The sequence below is a fragment of the Paenibacillus sp. FSL R5-0470 genome, from assembly GCF_037975205.1.
Taxonomy (GTDB): Bacteria; Bacillota; Bacilli; order Paenibacillales; family Paenibacillaceae; genus Paenibacillus_AQ.
In genome coordinates, this window is the sequence record NZ_CP150238.1 from 440272 (window position 1) to 456399 (window position 16128).

At 43.8% G+C, this 16128-nt stretch carries 15 protein-coding genes; 10 read left to right on the forward strand and 5 right to left on the reverse strand.

The features are described from left to right. Positions 1-6 precede the first annotated feature (6 nt). Positions 7-708: a histidine phosphatase family protein gene (locus MKY99_RS01945; RefSeq protein ID WP_042184312.1), complete on the forward strand. Its 702-nt coding sequence runs from the start codon at positions 7-9 to the stop codon at positions 706-708. A gap of 108 nt (positions 709-816) precedes the next feature. Here MKY99_RS01945 and infC read toward each other — a convergent pair whose 3' ends face one another. Further along, complete coding sequence (gene infC / locus MKY99_RS01950) at positions 817-1335, reverse strand: translation initiation factor IF-3 (RefSeq protein WP_339268355.1); 519 nt, start codon at positions 1333-1335, stop codon at positions 817-819. A gap of 60 nt (positions 1336-1395) precedes the next feature. Further along, on the reverse strand, positions 1396-2301 hold the full coding sequence (locus MKY99_RS01955) for a LysR family transcriptional regulator (RefSeq protein ID WP_339268356.1): 906 nt from the start codon (positions 2299-2301) through the stop codon (positions 1396-1398). 110 nt (positions 2302-2411) lie between these two features. Between MKY99_RS01955 and MKY99_RS01960 the strand changes: the two genes are divergently transcribed. From MKY99_RS01960 to MKY99_RS01970, 3 genes are all read left to right on the forward strand, one after another. Continuing rightward, the gene (locus MKY99_RS01960) at positions 2412-2816 is read left to right on the forward strand and encodes a tautomerase family protein (RefSeq protein WP_076300080.1); all 405 of its coding nucleotides are present in this window, start codon (positions 2412-2414) and stop codon (positions 2814-2816) included. 1 nt (position 2817) lies between these two features. Beyond that, positions 2818-3147 (forward strand): carboxymuconolactone decarboxylase family protein, encoded by a 330-nt coding sequence (locus MKY99_RS01965; RefSeq protein WP_339268359.1) that lies wholly within the window; start codon positions 2818-2820, stop codon positions 3145-3147. Positions 3148-3232: 85 nt separating this feature from the next. Continuing rightward, positions 3233-4789, forward strand: coding sequence for a sigma-70 family RNA polymerase sigma factor (locus tag MKY99_RS01970; protein WP_339268361.1), 1557 nt, complete (start codon positions 3233-3235; stop codon positions 4787-4789). A 378-nt stretch (positions 4790-5167) separates the two neighbouring features. Here the strand turns inward: MKY99_RS01970 and MKY99_RS01975 are convergent, their stop codons facing one another. Then, positions 5168-6061, reverse strand: coding sequence for a helix-turn-helix transcriptional regulator (locus MKY99_RS01975; protein ID WP_339268363.1), 894 nt, complete (start codon positions 6059-6061; stop codon positions 5168-5170). Between the two features lie 145 nt (positions 6062-6206). Here MKY99_RS01975 and MKY99_RS01980 point away from each other — a divergent pair, with 145 nt between their 5' ends. From MKY99_RS01980 to MKY99_RS01990, 3 genes are all read left to right on the forward strand, one after another. After that, positions 6207-8459: a beta-L-arabinofuranosidase domain-containing protein gene (locus tag MKY99_RS01980; protein WP_339268365.1), complete on the forward strand. Its 2253-nt coding sequence runs from the start codon at positions 6207-6209 to the stop codon at positions 8457-8459. A gap of 311 nt (positions 8460-8770) precedes the next feature. After that, the gene (locus MKY99_RS01985; protein WP_339268367.1) at positions 8771-10486 is read left to right on the forward strand and encodes an ABC transporter ATP-binding protein; all 1716 of its coding nucleotides are present in this window, start codon (positions 8771-8773) and stop codon (positions 10484-10486) included. A 33-nt stretch (positions 10487-10519) separates the two neighbouring features. Beyond that, positions 10520-11002 carry an NUDIX hydrolase gene (locus MKY99_RS01990; protein ID WP_094869671.1) on the forward strand — a complete coding sequence of 161 codons (483 nt, stop codon included), beginning with the start codon at positions 10520-10522 and terminating at the stop codon, positions 11000-11002. Positions 11003-11084: 82 nt separating this feature from the next. On the opposite strand, the gene MKY99_RS01995 is transcribed toward MKY99_RS01990, so the two are convergent. Beyond that, entirely contained in the window at positions 11085-11660 is a 576-nt protein-coding gene (locus MKY99_RS01995; RefSeq protein ID WP_042184333.1) for a TetR/AcrR family transcriptional regulator, read from the reverse strand. Positions 11661-11846: 186 nt separating this feature from the next. Here MKY99_RS01995 and MKY99_RS02000 point away from each other — a divergent pair, with 186 nt between their 5' ends. Next, on the forward strand, positions 11847-13097 hold the full coding sequence (locus MKY99_RS02000; RefSeq protein WP_339268370.1) for an MFS transporter: 1251 nt from the start codon (positions 11847-11849) through the stop codon (positions 13095-13097). 439 nt (positions 13098-13536) lie between these two features. On the opposite strand, the gene MKY99_RS02005 is transcribed toward MKY99_RS02000, so the two are convergent. Further along, a complete protein-coding gene (locus MKY99_RS02005) occupies positions 13537-14433 on the reverse strand; it encodes a LysR family transcriptional regulator (RefSeq protein WP_339268372.1) in 897 nt (298 codons plus the stop codon). Positions 14434-14821: 388 nt separating this feature from the next. Here MKY99_RS02005 and MKY99_RS02010 point away from each other — a divergent pair, with 388 nt between their 5' ends. Then, on the forward strand, positions 14822-15493 hold the full coding sequence (locus MKY99_RS02010) for an O-methyltransferase (RefSeq protein WP_339268374.1): 672 nt from the start codon (positions 14822-14824) through the stop codon (positions 15491-15493). 69 nt (positions 15494-15562) lie between these two features. Then, a complete protein-coding gene (locus MKY99_RS02015) occupies positions 15563-16108 on the forward strand; it encodes a GNAT family N-acetyltransferase (RefSeq protein ID WP_339244462.1) in 546 nt (181 codons plus the stop codon). The last annotated feature ends 20 nt before the right edge of the window (positions 16109-16128 follow it).

Consider the following 16128-nt stretch of genomic DNA (forward strand, 5'->3'; position numbering starts at 1 on the left):
ATTATTATGCAAATATTTCTGATTCGTCATGGTGATCCGGACTATTCCATAGATGGTCTAACAGAATTCGGGCATCAGGAAGCAGCAGCACTAGGAAAACGCATGGCATCTATCGGTCTGGATGAACTATATGCTTCACCACTGGGTAGAGCGCAGACAACAGCCAGTTATGTGGCCAAAGAGACGGGACTTGTAATTCAGACAGAACCTTGGACTTGTGAACTGGATTGGACAGAGATTATGTTAGATGGACAATTGTCGTCTATTTGGGATAGCCCCGGAGAACATATTAGCGAACTATCGAGTGGAAAGAGAGTATGGTCTGATGAAACAGATCATTGGTTGAAGCAAGAGGAATACAGATTGCGGTTCAGCGAATTACAAGCGGCGTCAGATCAATTCTTACTTCGACACCATTATAAAAGAGAAGATGGCCTGTATCGGATCCTTGAGCCTTCTACCAAGAAGATTGGAGTAGTATGCCATGGTGGCTTTGGCCTCGCATGGCTAGCTCATTTATTACAGATTCCTTTAGCTTTGGCTTGGTCCGTATTTTGGTTAGCGCCAAGCTCGGTAACGACGATCTTGTTTGAAGAGCGCAGCGAGAACTTTGCGGTTCCTAGATGTATTGGACTAGGAGATGTTTCCCACCTTTATGCTGGCGGCATGAACTATCGCCCGAGGGGATTAATGGGAAATCATGTTTAAAGTGAATGCTTAAGAGTGAGTAAGAACATTGCCTATGAAGTGAAAGGCCATCCCACAGAGGATGGCCTTTTTACTAGCTCTATATGATCGGAGCGAATAGGCCACTCTTCAACGTGGATTTAATTTCACCTGTGACCCTTTACCACCTGTCTGGATGCCAGTGTCCTTCGTTCCAACTTCCTTCAAGTCAGTCACTAGTCGCTCCAATACGGCCTTGGAGGCAGCCGCTTCTTTGGCGCCGGATGCCTTCACGACTAATTGCACCGGCTTGCCGGAGCGGAGATGCTTCTCAGCCTGACGGAGCTTCGTATCGTAGTCATGCTCTTCAATATGAGCCGTGAAGCGGAGCTCTTTGACCTTCTCCTTGCTGCCGCCCTTTGCTGCTGAGCCACCACTAGCCTTGCGTGCTGAGGCTGCTTCTTTCTGCGCGGCCGCTTTTGCTTTGCCCTTTGCAGCTAGGCTGCAGGGCGGTGGGCTGCTCATTAGTGAGGTGCATACCAAATCAGCACCTGCTGAACGAGCCATGGCCAGCGCCTCTTCTCTGGACACAATCCCCAGCTTCTCACCTCTAAGTCCAGTAAGTACTACTTCGGATGCTCTAATTTGTTCGTTAATTAATACAGCCACTTGGGTGAATCCTCCCTGAGAACAATGATATAGCTATCATATATGGAACTAGCTTGAGGTTCAAATATGGAGCGTAGGATTAGCGTTACTAATCCTCTCAATTTCCTCTTTTATGATTTGTATGAATAGTTTTTTTGATGATGTTGCTAGATATTCTCGGTTGCGCCGCTGCAATATACCAACTTGAATGAACGGCTCGCTTAGTTCAACATCGATTTTTACGATATCTGTCATTAAAGCTGTCGAATCAAGCACTACCCCCACCCCAGGGTTCTTTCTTATAAAATGAGGAATAGCAGAAATTTGACTTATGGTGGATAGAGTGGGCTTTGATTCGAATCTCGAAAATTGCTTAGCTAACCGAAGATAATATAAGCAAGTGTGTCCTCCAGCTATAATTGGATATTCAAGAATTTCTCGAAATGAAATATTGTCTCGTCCGCTTAAAGGATGATTGTGATCTACTATAAAAGCGATTTTCTCGTGATAGAGCGGTTCGAAATAAAAGAAAGACAGGTCGGACGGCTCACCGCAGATGGCGAAATCCAGTTCACTTTGTAGAACAAGTTGTGAGAGCGAATCAGTGTTACCCTGAATGAAGTTACATGCCATCTTTGGTTTTTGCTCATGAAATTTTCGCAAGGCGTTCGGTAGAACGGATTCCATCATGGATTCAATGCCTCCGATATGGAGTGTGCCAATTTCGTCATGCTGTAAAGCCTTGGTGAGTTCTGATACATAGTTCCAATGTTGAATAAGGTTATCGATTTCCGCTGCAAAAACTTGCCCAGCACTTGTCAGTTCTACTTCCCAGCCTCTGTGAAAGAGTTGTATGCCCAGTTCTTTTTCAAGTCGTTGAATTTGGTTGGTAATGGTAGACTGCGCATAATTCAACTTTTCGGCAGCACGTGAGAAAGTGCCTTCTTGAAGGATGGTCTTAAAAGCCATCAGTTCTTTTAGATCCATCGATTGTCACCTCTATCGGTATAATTGATTAAGATTATTATCTTATTCAATTATATAAATCAAAACACTGAGAGTACAATAAAAGAATTCCAAAGAAGGAGTGAATTAAAATGCCATTCATTAGAGTCAGTTATTTGGAGCAACAATACGACATTCATCAGCTAGAAGGAATATGTAGAGCGATTATGAGCGCGTTAATTCAGCATTTCCATGTACCGGAGGATGATATGTTTCAGGTTTTTCATGCGCATAAAGCGGGGGAATTTTTTTATAGTAAAGATTATTTAAATATTGAACGAAGCGACGGACTGATATATATCCAAGTTACGCTAAAATCCGGAAGATCGACGGAGCAGAAAACAAGCTTTTACGCGATGTTAGCCGAGGAATTATCGATGACGCTAAACATCAGAAAAGAAGATATATTCATTGTGCTCGTCGACACGGAATTCGAAGATTGGTCGTTTGGTAACGGTGTTGCTCAAATGCTACAACCTCCGGTTAGGGAGGTGTAATATGGCACATCGGAAAATCGTCACAAATGTACGGGAATCGTTAGGGGAGTTCGCTCCAGTATTCGTCGACTACTCGGAAAATGTGTTATTTGGGGACTTATGGAGACGGGAGCAATTATCACTTCGGGATCGTAGCATGATTACGATTTCTGCTTTAGTGATGGGGGGTATGACGGAACAACTGCCCTATCATTTGCGCTTGGCTTTAGAGAACGGCTTTCAACTTGAAGAAATCGTGGAGGCCATCACCCACCTTTCTTTTTATGTAGGTTGGCCGCGAGCCTCTTCAGCTCTAGAGGTTGCAAAGGATGTAATAGGAAAAAATAAATAACGTCTGACTTTTCAATCCCATCCGTAACCTTTAGAAACTTCATTGGCACTTGTATATAATACGGAAGAAGGGAGCGGGGGAGAAAATGCTTCAGTATATCGAAGAGGCTAAACAAGGAGACCGACAAGCTTTTGAACAGATTGTTAGGCACTTTACACCGATGGCCAATGCAGTTGCGTTCGAAAAGCTGCGTGACTATCAATTAGCGGAAGATGCTGTGCAGGAAGCTTTCACAGAAGCCTTTTTGCATTTGAATAAATTACGAGCAGTAGAGGCATTCCCGGGCTGGTTTAAAGCGATTGTGGTGCGGCAATGTTATCGCATCTTGCGAAGAAAGCAGCATCCTGCATTACCCTACGATGAAGCTGTGGAATCGACAGAATCTTCATTTAGTGTGGCGGACATTATTGAGAAAAAAGAAGCGCGACGGCTGCTTCACGAGTCTATAGCTGCATTGACATCCAATATGCGGATCGCCGTTCAATTATATTATTTTCAGGGATATTCCCTTCAAGAGATTGCTGACTTTCTGGGGACTTCAGTCCCGGTTTTGAAGAAACGACTCTTTGATGCTCGCCGCAAGCTTAAGGGTGCGCTACCTGTAGCGGATGTCCTCTCCGTGTTCAATCATTTGTACGAAGGAGGAAAAGATGTGCTTCATATTGTAAACGGAGATGTAGTGGGAGATAAGCTGCGTCAGGGAATTGTGCAAGGTGATGTATTAGTATGGAGAGAGGTCTACTCTCATGGGCCGGTCTTTTTAGAGCCTGCGGAACAGAATAACCGCTTAGTAAGAGCGCATTATTTAGAACAAACGATGGGGATTCCGCAGAAGGAATTTATACAGATCAGTAAGGAACAGGAAAAGATCTTAGCTGATTTTCATAAATATGATGAAGTTGTATTATGGTTCGAGCATGATCTATTCGATCAGACGATGCTGTGCTATTTGCTCCATTGGTTCTCGAAGCAGAAGAAGGGATCCACGAAGCTGAGTTTATTGTGCATTGGAGAATATCCCGGCATTGAGCTGTTTCGAGGACTTGGACAACTATCTGTAGAGCAAATGGGGACTTTATCAGGAAATTGGAAGTTAATCGGCGACAAGGAGTTAAAAGTAGGCCAAGAATTCTGGGAAGCCTATGTATCACCGAATCAAGAATCATTACAACAGCTACTAACTAAGGATACGTCCGCATTGCCATTTGCACATGACGCCTTCATAGCGCATTTATCTCGGTTCCCATCGACCTCTAAAGGACTTGGGATTGTGGAACAGATGACTCTGGAAATGATTCATGAGGGAATAAACTCACCCTATGAGCTGTTCAAAAATGTGGGGGATAAACTACATATCTTAGGCATGGGCGATTTGCAATATTGGCATATTCTAAGACAGATGGCACAACGCCCGTACCCTTTGCTGCAAACCCATGGGTTCAATGATTTTCCTGGTTATAACGATCCAGTAATGCCATTCAAAGACTGCCAGCTTGCATTAACCGAGCTAGGCAAAAGTGTATTGGCTGGAAATGAAGACTGGGTTCAGAAAAAAGGAATCGATGAATGGTATGGAGGGGTGCATCTGCAAGGATCGACTCCGCGCTGGCGATGGAATTCGTCTTCGCAAACAATTCAATAATTTAAAGATTGTAAGTTAGAGAAGGGGTTGTCTCAAAAGTAGTGTATGCTGCTTAGAGGTAGCTTCTTTTCTTGAGAGTAATTAGGGAAAAAATCCCTGAAAAATACTGATTTTTGCTTTAAACGAATGGAATTAGGGAATTTTCCCCTAAAATCGGGGTAATATCTATACTTTTTAACAAATTGGTCGAATTTTAGGGAGATATTCCCTAATCACTAGACAAATGAACAGAATATCAGATTTTTTAGGGAGAAATTCCCTGATTATCTATCGGAGGATCCGCTTCCCCCTTCTTCAACCCATGGCGAGGGGGTTCCGCGAACGGAGTGTTGTTTCAAACTCTTTTCAAAACGTTGAAGCCTACCGCAGTTTTTTACTTCAATCATTATTCATAAACGTCTTATGATAGGCGTTACGATATTGGGTCGGTGTCATGTTCTCGTATTTTCGGAAGAGTCGCATGAAATATTTATCGTCGGTGAACCCCGTCTCTGTCGCGATTTCCCTCACGCTGAGGGCGGTTCTGGTTAGCAGCTCCTTCGCTTTAGTCACACGTACGGAATGAATATACTCCAAAGGCCCCATCGAGGTATGTTGTTTAAATAGCCGGGCTAAATAATCCTTGTTGTAATTGAATTTCTCCGCGATGATTGCCACCGTAAGAGGTTCACTTGCATGTATTCTTGTCCACTCGGCTATTTTTACAAAGGTGACATCTTGCTGCGCACGGATTAGCTTACTGGCGAACGGCTGAAGTGCATGCTCAGATAACTCAATTAAGAGTGAGGTCAACAAATAATTAACGCTGGAATAGGTCAAATATCCTGAGTTAGCCACATGGAGGATTTGATTCGCCAGGATATGAATCCGGTCACTGTGCTCGATCTTTATGAACTGTGGTAGATATAGATCATGTACGGACCATACGCGCTGTGTGCGCGAAAAGATTTCTTCCGCCTCAGGCTTCATTTCCTCCTCACTCAGCAATAAACCCTCGCTTTTCAGCTCGAAATGAAACCAATAAAACTTAACCCCGAGCCGTGATTCTCTATAGCCGACATGCGTGCGATTAGGCATAAGCAAAAGAGCTTCATCAGGGCCTACTTCGAAGCTTTTGGTCTCCTCATTTAAATAAACCGTTTCATTCACGCCTATGATTAGCTCATAATTGCCCATTGCACGTTCTACATGCTTCCATGGCGTTTCTGAGATGAATTCACCTGCCGCAGTAAAATGAACAGGTATATCTGCATTTATTTTCAAATAGGTCATGCGGTCCTCCTAGCAATTAATAAGTCGGATTTGTCCACCATTTGTATGGCTGATCTACCGACAAATCAACGTTCCGATGTTATCTTATGGATACAAATATACACTTGTCATATCACCCTGACAAGATTATGAGGGAGCGATTTCATTGAAGACGCAAGCTTTTGATTTGCAGAATGTACGCATTGATTCAGGTCCACTTCTCCATGCGATGGAGTTAAATACGGATTATTTACTCAAGCTTGAGGCAGATCGGCTTCTGTCGCGTTTTCGCCAATATGCTGGCTTAGAGCCTAAGGCTGCTCATTATGAAGGCTGGGAATCTCAAGGCATTAGCGGCCATACGCTAGGCCATTATATCTCTGGATGTGCGTTAATGTATGCCTCTACAGGGAATGAAGAGCTGCTCACCCGCGTGAATTATGTAGTAGACGAATTGGAGCATTGTCAGGATGCGCATGGTAATGGCTTCATTTCCGGGATTCCTCGTGGCAAAGAGCTGTTTGAGGAAGTGAAGGTAGGCGACATTCGCTCACAGGGCTTTGACCTCAACGGTGGCTGGGTACCGCTGTACACGATGCATAAGCTGTTTGCGGGACTTCGTGATGCTTATCGATTGGCCGGAAATCAGAAGGCGCTCGTTATTGAAACGAAGCTTGGAATGTGGCTTGAAGATATTTTTGCAGGGCTGAATAAAGATCAGATCCAAGAGGTGCTGCGTTGTGAATTCGGCGGTATGAATGAAGTCCTCACAGATTTGGCAGAGGATTCTGGCGATGACCGTTTCCTCACGTTAGCGGAAAGCTTTTATCATGGGGAAGTGCTAAATGATCTTGCTATAGAAAAAGATACCCTAGCTGGAAGACATGCTAATACACAGATTCCAAAAATCATTGGAGCTGCTAGACAATATGAGGTAACAGGGCAGGAGCATTATGCAGGTATTTCCCGCTTCTTCTGGGATCGGGTCGTGAATCATCATTCATACGTGATTGGCGGCAACAGCTATAATGAGCATTTCGGCGAACCGGATAAGCTGAACGACCGATTGGGAGAGGGGTCATGTGAGACGTGTAATACCTACAACATGTTGAAGCTGACCAAGCATATGTTCCAGTGGGATGCTTATGCCGCATATGCGGATTACTACGAACGTGCAATGTATAACCATATCCTAGCTTCTCAGGAGCCGGTTGATGGACGTGTGTGTTATTTTGTATCCCTCGAAATGGGTGGACATAAGTCGTTCAACTCCCAGTTTGAGAGCTTTACATGCTGTGTAGGCTCAGGAATGGAAAGCCATTCTATGTATGGCTCGGCGATTTACTTCCATAGTGAAGAGGAGCTGTATGTGAATCAGTACGCACCTTCAACAGTGACTTGGAAAGAGCAAGGCATTAGTTTGAAGCAAGAGACCAAGTTCCCTGAAGAGGGACTAGGCACCCTGCGTATCAGCACGGAGAAACCAACTAAATTCACATTGAATCTAAGATACCCCTACTGGGCTGAGCAAGGCATGAGCGTTAAAGTAAATGGTGAAGACATTCAAGTGAATGTGGGCAAATCCAGCTACCTAGCTTTGGATAGAGTATGGCAGGATGGGGACGTTGTCGAATATGATATTCCGATGTCGGTAAGAATCGAGTCCATGCCGGATAATCCAAACCGAATTGCATTCCTCTATGGACCGCTTGTGCTTGCAGGTGATTTTGGACCTATAAATGCTGAGCTAGGCAGTGATCGCGCCCTTGCTTCTGTATTAATCGGAGATCGCGAGACACTAACGGACAGCCTGATTCAGTCTAACGTTAGCAAAAATGTGTTCCGGATGAAAGGTTTAGGATATGCAGGAGACCATGAGCTTCGTCCATTCTACCCTATGCATGATCATCGTTATTCCGTTTATTGGGATTTGTTCACGCCGGAGGAATGGAAGCTGATAGAAGTTGAATATCGCGAAGCCGTGGAGAATAACTTGCTGCTTGAACAGCTAACCGTCGATTCGGTACAACCTGCTGAAATGCAACCTGAACGTGACCATAACTTCGAAGGAGAGTATGTAGGCTTAGGCAAAATCTATAACCGCAAGTATCGCGATAGCTGGATCAATGGCTGGTTCTCCTTCACGATGGAAGTCTTGCCAGAGGAGCAAGTGGATCTGGTGGTAACGTATTTGAAGTCCAATGATACTTCGGTGGCCTTCGATATTACGACAGATGGGGAGCAACTTGGGCTAGGCGTCCTTGAGTCTGAAGAGATGAACAAGCTGGAGACCATTCGTTACGAGCTTCCGCAGACGATCACGAGCAGCAAATCAGCGGTTACGATTAAGTTCGCTTCGCACGAAGGATATAAGGTGGGCCAAGTGGCAGGACTACGTATCGTCAAACGTAATTCTTGAATTATATGGATTAGAGAATTATAATAGGAACAATTCTTTTAATTGGGGTGAAATGGATGTCTTTCCGTATCGTTCGAAGTAACTAGTTATCGGGCTGGGTCAAACGCGTACCAGCTATCAAGGGGGGAGTCTACCCTTTTGATTACATCAACTAGAGCTTTGAACGGTGCCATAGGCAGATTTTTGTATAGAGCCAGGCACTTAACCTATTTAACTTTGAGAACCGTTTATTTGTGGATGGTTTTTAATAGTTGGATGGTGGGGGTTGCCTGGCTTTTTTGCATTCAATTAAAAGATAGGGGATTAACGATATGTTGAAAAAGAGTCTAGCTCACCTGAAATGGTGGATATGCGGTTATATTTTATTGGGTTTTACTATTCAACTGCTGAGTAGTTTAGGCATTGTAGTGTTCCAAAAAATATTAGACAAGGTCACGGTGATCAACAGCTTTGGTGAGCTATTTAATTTAATCTTGGTGTACGGCATTTTGCTGGCTGGGGTGGTGATCCTAAATTATGTGGACGAATACCCAAGTGTGTATTTATCGAACAGTATAACGGAGAGGTTAAAGATACTTGCACTATCTAAAATATCCAAAATCGACTATCAAGCCTATCAGGATATGGGCACAGGTCAGATGATTAAAGTGATCGAGAATGGAGCAGCGGCTGGAAACAGCATGATTTTCTCCTTTTTCCTCAAAACATTACATGAGTTATTGCCCACTCTTCTGTTCAGTCTTATCTTTATCGGTTTCTATGATTTAAGGATCATGGTAGTGATTGCTGCTGGCTACGTGGTCGTCTTTTTGATAACGAATCTGCTGTTGAAATTTCTGTATGCGATGAAGGCGGCCATTCTAGAGGAACAAGAAAAGATGTCCAGATTCTCTATCCGTGGATTTATGGAATTAGTCGTCTTCCGGACGAACAAAAGATATGAGAAAGAGATCGATAAATTAAGCCAGACTGCACGCACTATCATTCAAAAAAATGCTCAGTTACAAATGATCCATGAAGCTTTTTTCGCGATATTCGAGTTGTTTGTCACGATTATTAAAGTCGTTGTCTTAATTTACGGTGTGAAAAGCATTGTCGCAGGTGAGACGTCACTTGGTGTTGTGGTCGCACTGTTTATGTTTATAGATAAGATTTATTCGCCGATTGCTATCTTCAATGTCCTCTTTGTAGATTACAGACTGAATAGAGTGACCTACAAGAGATTTGAAGAGTTTATTCATGCCCCAGAAGATAAGAATCTAGAACGAGGAGAAGTTATCACTGAGATCCACGGTAATATTGAATTTAGGGATGTATCTTTTGATTATGGGCAAGTGAAGATCTTGAATAATCTATCCTTTTCGATTGCACGAGGAACGTCGGTTGCTATTGTCGGATTAAGTGGGGGCGGTAAATCAACTCTGATTAAGTTAATCGTAGGCTTATTAAAAAAGGACAAAGGTGAACTCTTATTGGACGGTAAGGATATCGATGAGATCCATCTGGATAGCTACTATGATCATATCTCTTACTTATCACAAGACACGCCGATTTTTGACGCTACGATTAGGGACAATATTGTATTTGATGAGCATTCCTTGTCCGATGAAGAGTTGTATGAGATTTTGGAAAAGGTTCATCTGCAAGAAAAGGTAAGCCAATTACCGGATCGTTTAGACACTTTGGTAGGTGAAAAAGGGGTTAAATTATCAGGCGGGGAGAGACAGCGATTAGCTTTTGCCAGAATCATTGCTCAGAAAAGAAACATTCTAATTCTAGATGAACCTGTTTCTGCACTTGATAATATTACGGAGCAAAGCCTTATGGAGACGATTTTGCAGGAATTTAAGGATAAAACCATCATTATTGTTGCCCACCGACTAAATTTTATAAAAGACGTTGATAAGATACTGGTAGTGGACCAAGGCTCGGTCGTGGGTGAAGGAAAGTTTGATGATTTAATAGAGCATTGCGAAGCTTTTAAAGCGTTATGGAATAGAAAAATATCGTTTACAAATGCTGATTAAATTGTTAACCTCTTCTAAAAAGAGGTGCATTCTATGGCTTGGCCAACACATATTGTAGCGGCAGGTGGATTCGCAGAAAATGAACAAGGAGATATCCTTTTAGTAAAGACTCATGATGGTGGATGGGTATTTCCTGGTGGACAAGTAGAGGTCGGAGAGAACCTGGTGGATGCATTAATTCGAGAGATTAAAGAGGAAAGTGGAATAGATGTCACGGTATCTCAATTGATTGGTGTGTATTCCAATACAGGCATTCATAAATGGTATGACGGTGTAACCGATGTTCCTACTAAGGTCATGTTTGATTTTATCTGCAAGCCCGTGGGTGGGGAATTATGTACCTCGGAGGAAACCTCTGAAGTGATGTGGGTGGCAAAAGAGAAAGTGCTTGATTGGATTACACAACCGGCTATTCGTACCCGCTATCAAGCTTATTTGGATTACGATGGGAATACGAGGTATATGGATTATGTAACTGGAGACACGTTTGAAGTTAATTTAGATCGAACGGTGTAAATATAAGTGATAGGCCATCCTGCAAAGGATGGCTTTTTAAAATATAAGAAAGTATAAGTTTCGCCAAAGGCTTTTATGCTCGTTATGCTTTGATGCCCTCAAAGGCAGAGGTGATCAAATATTTCACAAAAGCTTCGTCTAGCTCATCCCCTGTGATCAGAAGCCGATAAAATATTGGTCCATACAGCAGATCAATCGTGATCCCAATATCCAGATCCGCTTTTAATTGGCCTCGGGTCACTCCACGCTCCAACAACTGTCGTGCCTCTTGGCGGCGGGGAGCGAAAAACCTCGCACGATAGGCCTCAGCAAGGCCGGCATCAAATTGACCTTCGCCGATCAACTCGGTAATGATCTTTCCTTCTCGGCTGCGAAGAAAATTAGCCAGGTTTGTGGCATGCATCATAATATCGTCCATGACCGAACCGGTGTCCGGCACTGGCAATCTTGCGGATGCTGCAGAGAGGTAGCCGTCCATGACCACAGCTGCTTTGTTAGGCCACCATTTATAAATGGTCGCTTTACTTACCTTGGCCCGTTCCGCGATTTTCTCTACGGTCACCGCACCAAATCCAGTCTCTAGTAGTAAATCATACGATGCTGCCAGAATAGAAGCCTCGGCTTCGCTATTGCGCGGCCGTCCTCTTTTTTTATCCATCAGAGATCCCTCCCGATTAATCTATCCTTTATTTAACTTGCGATCTAAAAAGAAACTATACGTTCATTATACAAAAGGTTATATGAAGTAGCCAATCGTCTATTTACAAAACTGAACGTTCAGTATATATTTAAATCAATTAATGAACGTTGCGTTCAGTATTTAGAATCGAAGGGTGGAGATCTTATGAATCAAGGAAGACGAATGAATCCTGTAAGTTCAGTAAGTTCAGTAAGTTCAGTGAATCCAGTCAAGGAACATGCGGAAGGAAAGACGATACCTAGATGGATTACATTTCTATTAGCGGCCTCCTGCGGACTAATTGTGGCCAATCTGTATTACGCCCAAACCCTGATCGGACAGATCGCCCAAGCTACGCAGCTTTCTTCTGGGGCAGCGGGTCTGATTGTAACTTTGACCCAGGTAGGATACGTTCTTGGACTTTTGTTCTTAGTACCGCTTAGCGATATTATTGAGAATCGCCGCCTGACAGTGGTGTCGCTGGCTATGGTGGTGGTATCACTGGTAGCAGCCACACTAGCTCCGAATGCAGCGATCTTTTTGGGAGCATCCCTGTTCATTGGTCTCGGTTCCGTAGCTGCCCAGATTCTTGTGCCGTATGCGTCTTTTCTGGCTACTGAAGAGCAGCGCGGCCGGGTGGTCGGTAATGTAATGAGTGGGCTGCTGCTCGGTATTATGTTCGCCCGGCCACTGGCCAGCTTTGTCTCTGGATTGTGGGGTTGGCATGCGATTTATGCCATATCCGCCGTAGTGATTGCCTTATTAACACTTCTATTGTCCCGTGTGCTGCCGCAGCGCCAACCTGTGCCTACAATGAATTATGGCGGATTGATCCGTTCTCTAGGTACTTTACTGAAGAGTACGCCAGTGTTACGCCGCCGGGCGATTTATCAGGCTAGCCTGTTTGGAGCTTTCAGCCTGTTCTGGACGACGGTCTCTTTGCATCTGGCCGATACGTATCATTTAAGTCAGCAAGGCATTGCCTTGTTTGCGCTAGCCGGAGTGGCTGGGGCTATCGCTTCTCCCATCGCTGGGAGATTGGCTGACCGGGGCTGGACCCGCCCTTTGACCGGACTTGCGTTTGTGCTGGCAGCTGTGGCTTTTCTTCTTGCTTACTTGTTTCAGAATGATTCAAGAGTGACGCTCGGATTGCTGGTTGCAGCAGCTATTATGCTGGATATGGGGGTATCGGGTAATCTGGTGCTTGGACAAAGGGCAATTTATTCCCTTGGCAACGAAGCGAGAGGACGTTTAAACGGATTATTTATGGCGATATTTTTCGTAGGCGGAGCCATAGGCTCTTCACTGGGCGGCTGGGCATATGCGTACGGGGGCTGGGGTCTGACAAGCTTGATCGGTCTGGCGCTGCCGATCTTGGCCTTCCTGTACTATTTAACGGAGAAGAAGCAAGCGTAAGGCGTTCCAATAAAGCCTGTACTTACAAGGACTGCTCTCCGGGCTGGATATAGTCAGACTAGAGAGCAGTCTTTTTTACGTAAATATAGGATGGCTCAAGGATATAATCAGCACAATGTGCTCAAGATGTGATGATTGACTAATTACTAACTATAACCGGTGGATAAACCTGCAAAAGTACATCTTTTTATAATACGTGGAGAGCTGAAGCACTTATTCCTGCGAATCTGCAGTTATTTTTGCGCTAGAAGAAGCTTTCAAGCCGTTTGTCAGGATATTTCCTGTACATTTGCAGTTTTTGGTCTGCATGATGAGGATGCCTGTACAAAAAGCTGCACTATTGCAGGTTTTCACTAATCCAGCGAGAGGTATGCAGCGAAAAGTAGGCTCCAGGATGCTTTCCTGCCTCGATTCCGATAAGCCTCCCTAAACATTAATGCTACGTCGTATAAGGATTTTGGCGAATCATTTGAATAAGGTTTGCCGCCGAGGCGGATAACGGTTCATTTTTTCGCGTACAGATCGCAATGCTGTTCTTCAGATGTATGCCTTCAACATAAACTTGGCATAACTCTCCACGTTCAACATATTCGCGAACAACGAGTGAAGAGACGAAGTTGGCGCCATACCCGGCGATAACGGCTTGAATCGCTTCATGAAGTCCGTTAAATTGCAAAGAGATCGTGGGAGCTGGCGTATTATATGTACGGCATAACGATAATAATCTCTCTCTCGTCGAACTCCCTTCCTCACGCATGACAAAGGGCTCCTTCATCATTTCGGATAAAGAAATTTGCAGATTTGCATAGGGGTGATGGGGTGCGACCACAAACCATAACTCATCCTGAAATAACTCTTCTGTCCGGATCGTATCTGGATAGGCCTCGGTAATCCCTCCGTAAATCGCCATATCCACGTCTACATTTAACAGCTGCTTCAGGGCATCGCTTGAATTGGTGGTAGTAATCACCATTTCCACTTGCTCATATTGTTGCTTGAACTTTGCGATCCAGGTAGGAATAAGGAAATGAGCAGGTAAATACGTCGCGGCTAGGCGGATACTTCCATTCGTGCCGTTAACATAATCCTGAGTGAATTGTTCGATCTGCTGTTCGACAGCGAACAGTCTTTTCGCGAGTAGGGCAAGCTCTTCACCCGCATCCGTTAAAGCAATTCCTCTACCTTGAGGCTTGAATAGGGCGAAGGATAGTTCCTTTTCGAATTTCTTGATCTGAGCCGTAATCGCAGGCTGACTGATATTTAAAGTTTCGGAGGCGCGTGTCACACTGCCCGTTGATGCGATCACATGGAATAAGCGTAAAGCATGTAGATTCATGATAAGCTCCTATCTGTTATCGTTTAATTCATACATATAATATATAGTTTAGTTTTAAAGATATATTATATTTATGATTATAACTGATTTACAATACAGGTATAAAGTTGAAGTTGAATTTGAACTTGAAGTTGAATATGAACTTATATTTTGGACTTAAATCTTTAGTTAGGGAAAGGAGTAACGAAGAGGAGGTTTGGAACTGTAGGAGCGTTAGCGACCGCCTTTGTCTTTGGATTTCACCCACTATCAATTAGTAAATTAAAGAAATCTGAAGACAACAGCGGCCGGAAGTCCAAACACTCCTCGTAGGTACGAGCGATCCCTAATTGTGGGTTGGAGTGTTCTTTTCAGCAAAGTAATTAAAACCAAAGGAGAAGTGATAAATATGAATCAAACGACTACATGGGATAAAGTCGATCAGTACATTACAGAGCGCTTAATTCCGCAGGACTCCGTGCTGGAGGAAGTGTTGTCCGCGAATCAACAGGCAGGGCTGCCGCCCTTTGATGTCTCACCTAGTCAGGGAAAATTCCTTAACCTATTGGTTCAAATGAAAAGTGCACGCCGGATTCTGGAGATTGGCACTTTGGGTGGGTACAGTACAATTTGGATGGCAAGGGCGCTCCCGTCTGACGGACATATCGTTACCTTGGAGCTAGATCCATCGCATGCTCAGGTGGCTGGGGCCAATTTCGCGCTTGCTCAGGTAGATGATCTGATAGAACTTCGTATAGGCGATGCTTTGGGGCAGTTGTCTCAGATGAAACAAGAGGGTGTGGAACCCTTTGACTTTATATTCATTGATGCCGATAAACCCAACAACCCTAACTATTTACAGTGGGCGCTTCAATTTTCCCGGCCTGGTACGGTGATTATAGGCGATAATGTGATTCGTGAAGGCGAGATCATTAACAAGAATAGCAAAGATCCTCGTGTAATAGGCGTACGGGAATTTTATGATCTGTTGGCTGAAGAGCCTAAGATTTCGGCTACTGCCATTCAGACAGTGGGAAGTAAAGGATATGATGGTTTCGTATTGGGGATTGTGAATAGCTGATATATGTATTGCAATATCCAACAATTGTAATATAATCTATTGAAAATCCAATAGTGAGAGGTACTTTCTATGCAACCTACATTTGAAACACAAAGGTTAATACTAAGACCGTTTCAATCCACAGATGCAAGTAAAGTTCAAGAGCTTGCTGGGGATATAGAAGTAGCTAGAACAACGCTGTCTATTCCTCATCCATACCCTGATGGAGCGGCTGAATCTTGGATTGGTGCCTGTAGGAAAAGCGCAGACGAAGGGGAAGGATTTCCTTTTGCTTTAATTAGTAAAGAGAGTAATACCTTAATAGGCTGTATGAGTCTAAATATAGACAAATCGCATCAAAGAGGTGAGCTTGCTTATTGGGTAGGAAGATCTTTTTGGGGAGATGGTTATGCGACTGAAGCAGCTAAGCGATTAATTGATTTTGGATTTGAAGACCTCGCATTAAATAAAATATGGGCAGCGGCAATGACTAGAAATCCTGCCTCCTCTAACGTTATGAAAAAAGCTGGAATGAGATTTGAAGGGGAATTTAAACGGCATATTTTAAAATGGGATAAATTCGAGGATATAGTCTTTTACGGGTTAACTAGAATTGAATATGAAGATAGGAGATAGAGGTATGATAACAACAAGGG

What these genes read in the sequence shown, in the direction of transcription:
- MKY99_RS01965 (WP_339268359.1), top strand. Translation starts at nt 2,818, where the DNA reads ATGGCACATCGGAAAATCGTCACAAATGTACGGGAATCGTTAGGGGAG.
- MKY99_RS01985 (WP_339268367.1), top strand. Translation starts at nt 8,771, where the DNA reads ATGTTGAAAAAGAGTCTAGCTCACCTGAAATGGTGGATATGCGGTTAT.
- MKY99_RS01975 (WP_339268363.1), bottom strand. Translation starts at nt 6,061, where the DNA reads ATGACCTATTTGAAAATAAATGCAGATATACCTGTTCATTTTACTGCG.
- MKY99_RS01955 (WP_339268356.1), bottom strand. Translation starts at nt 2,301, where the DNA reads ATGGATCTAAAAGAACTGATGGCTTTTAAGACCATCCTTCAAGAAGGC.
- MKY99_RS01970 (WP_339268361.1), top strand. Translation starts at nt 3,233, where the DNA reads ATGCTTCAGTATATCGAAGAGGCTAAACAAGGAGACCGACAAGCTTTT.
- MKY99_RS01945 (WP_042184312.1), top strand. Translation starts at nt 7, where the DNA reads ATGCAAATATTTCTGATTCGTCATGGTGATCCGGACTATTCCATAGAT.
- MKY99_RS01990 (WP_094869671.1), top strand. Translation starts at nt 10,520, where the DNA reads ATGGCTTGGCCAACACATATTGTAGCGGCAGGTGGATTCGCAGAAAAT.
- MKY99_RS02000 (WP_339268370.1), top strand. Translation starts at nt 11,847, where the DNA reads ATGAATCAAGGAAGACGAATGAATCCTGTAAGTTCAGTAAGTTCAGTA.
- MKY99_RS02015 (WP_339244462.1), top strand. Translation starts at nt 15,563, where the DNA reads ATGCAACCTACATTTGAAACACAAAGGTTAATACTAAGACCGTTTCAA.
- MKY99_RS01995 (WP_042184333.1), bottom strand. Translation starts at nt 11,660, where the DNA reads ATGGATAAAAAAAGAGGACGGCCGCGCAATAGCGAAGCCGAGGCTTCT.
- MKY99_RS01960 (WP_076300080.1), top strand. Translation starts at nt 2,412, where the DNA reads ATGCCATTCATTAGAGTCAGTTATTTGGAGCAACAATACGACATTCAT.
- MKY99_RS02010 (WP_339268374.1), top strand. Translation starts at nt 14,822, where the DNA reads ATGAATCAAACGACTACATGGGATAAAGTCGATCAGTACATTACAGAG.
- MKY99_RS02005 (WP_339268372.1), bottom strand. Translation starts at nt 14,433, where the DNA reads ATGAATCTACATGCTTTACGCTTATTCCATGTGATCGCATCAACGGGC.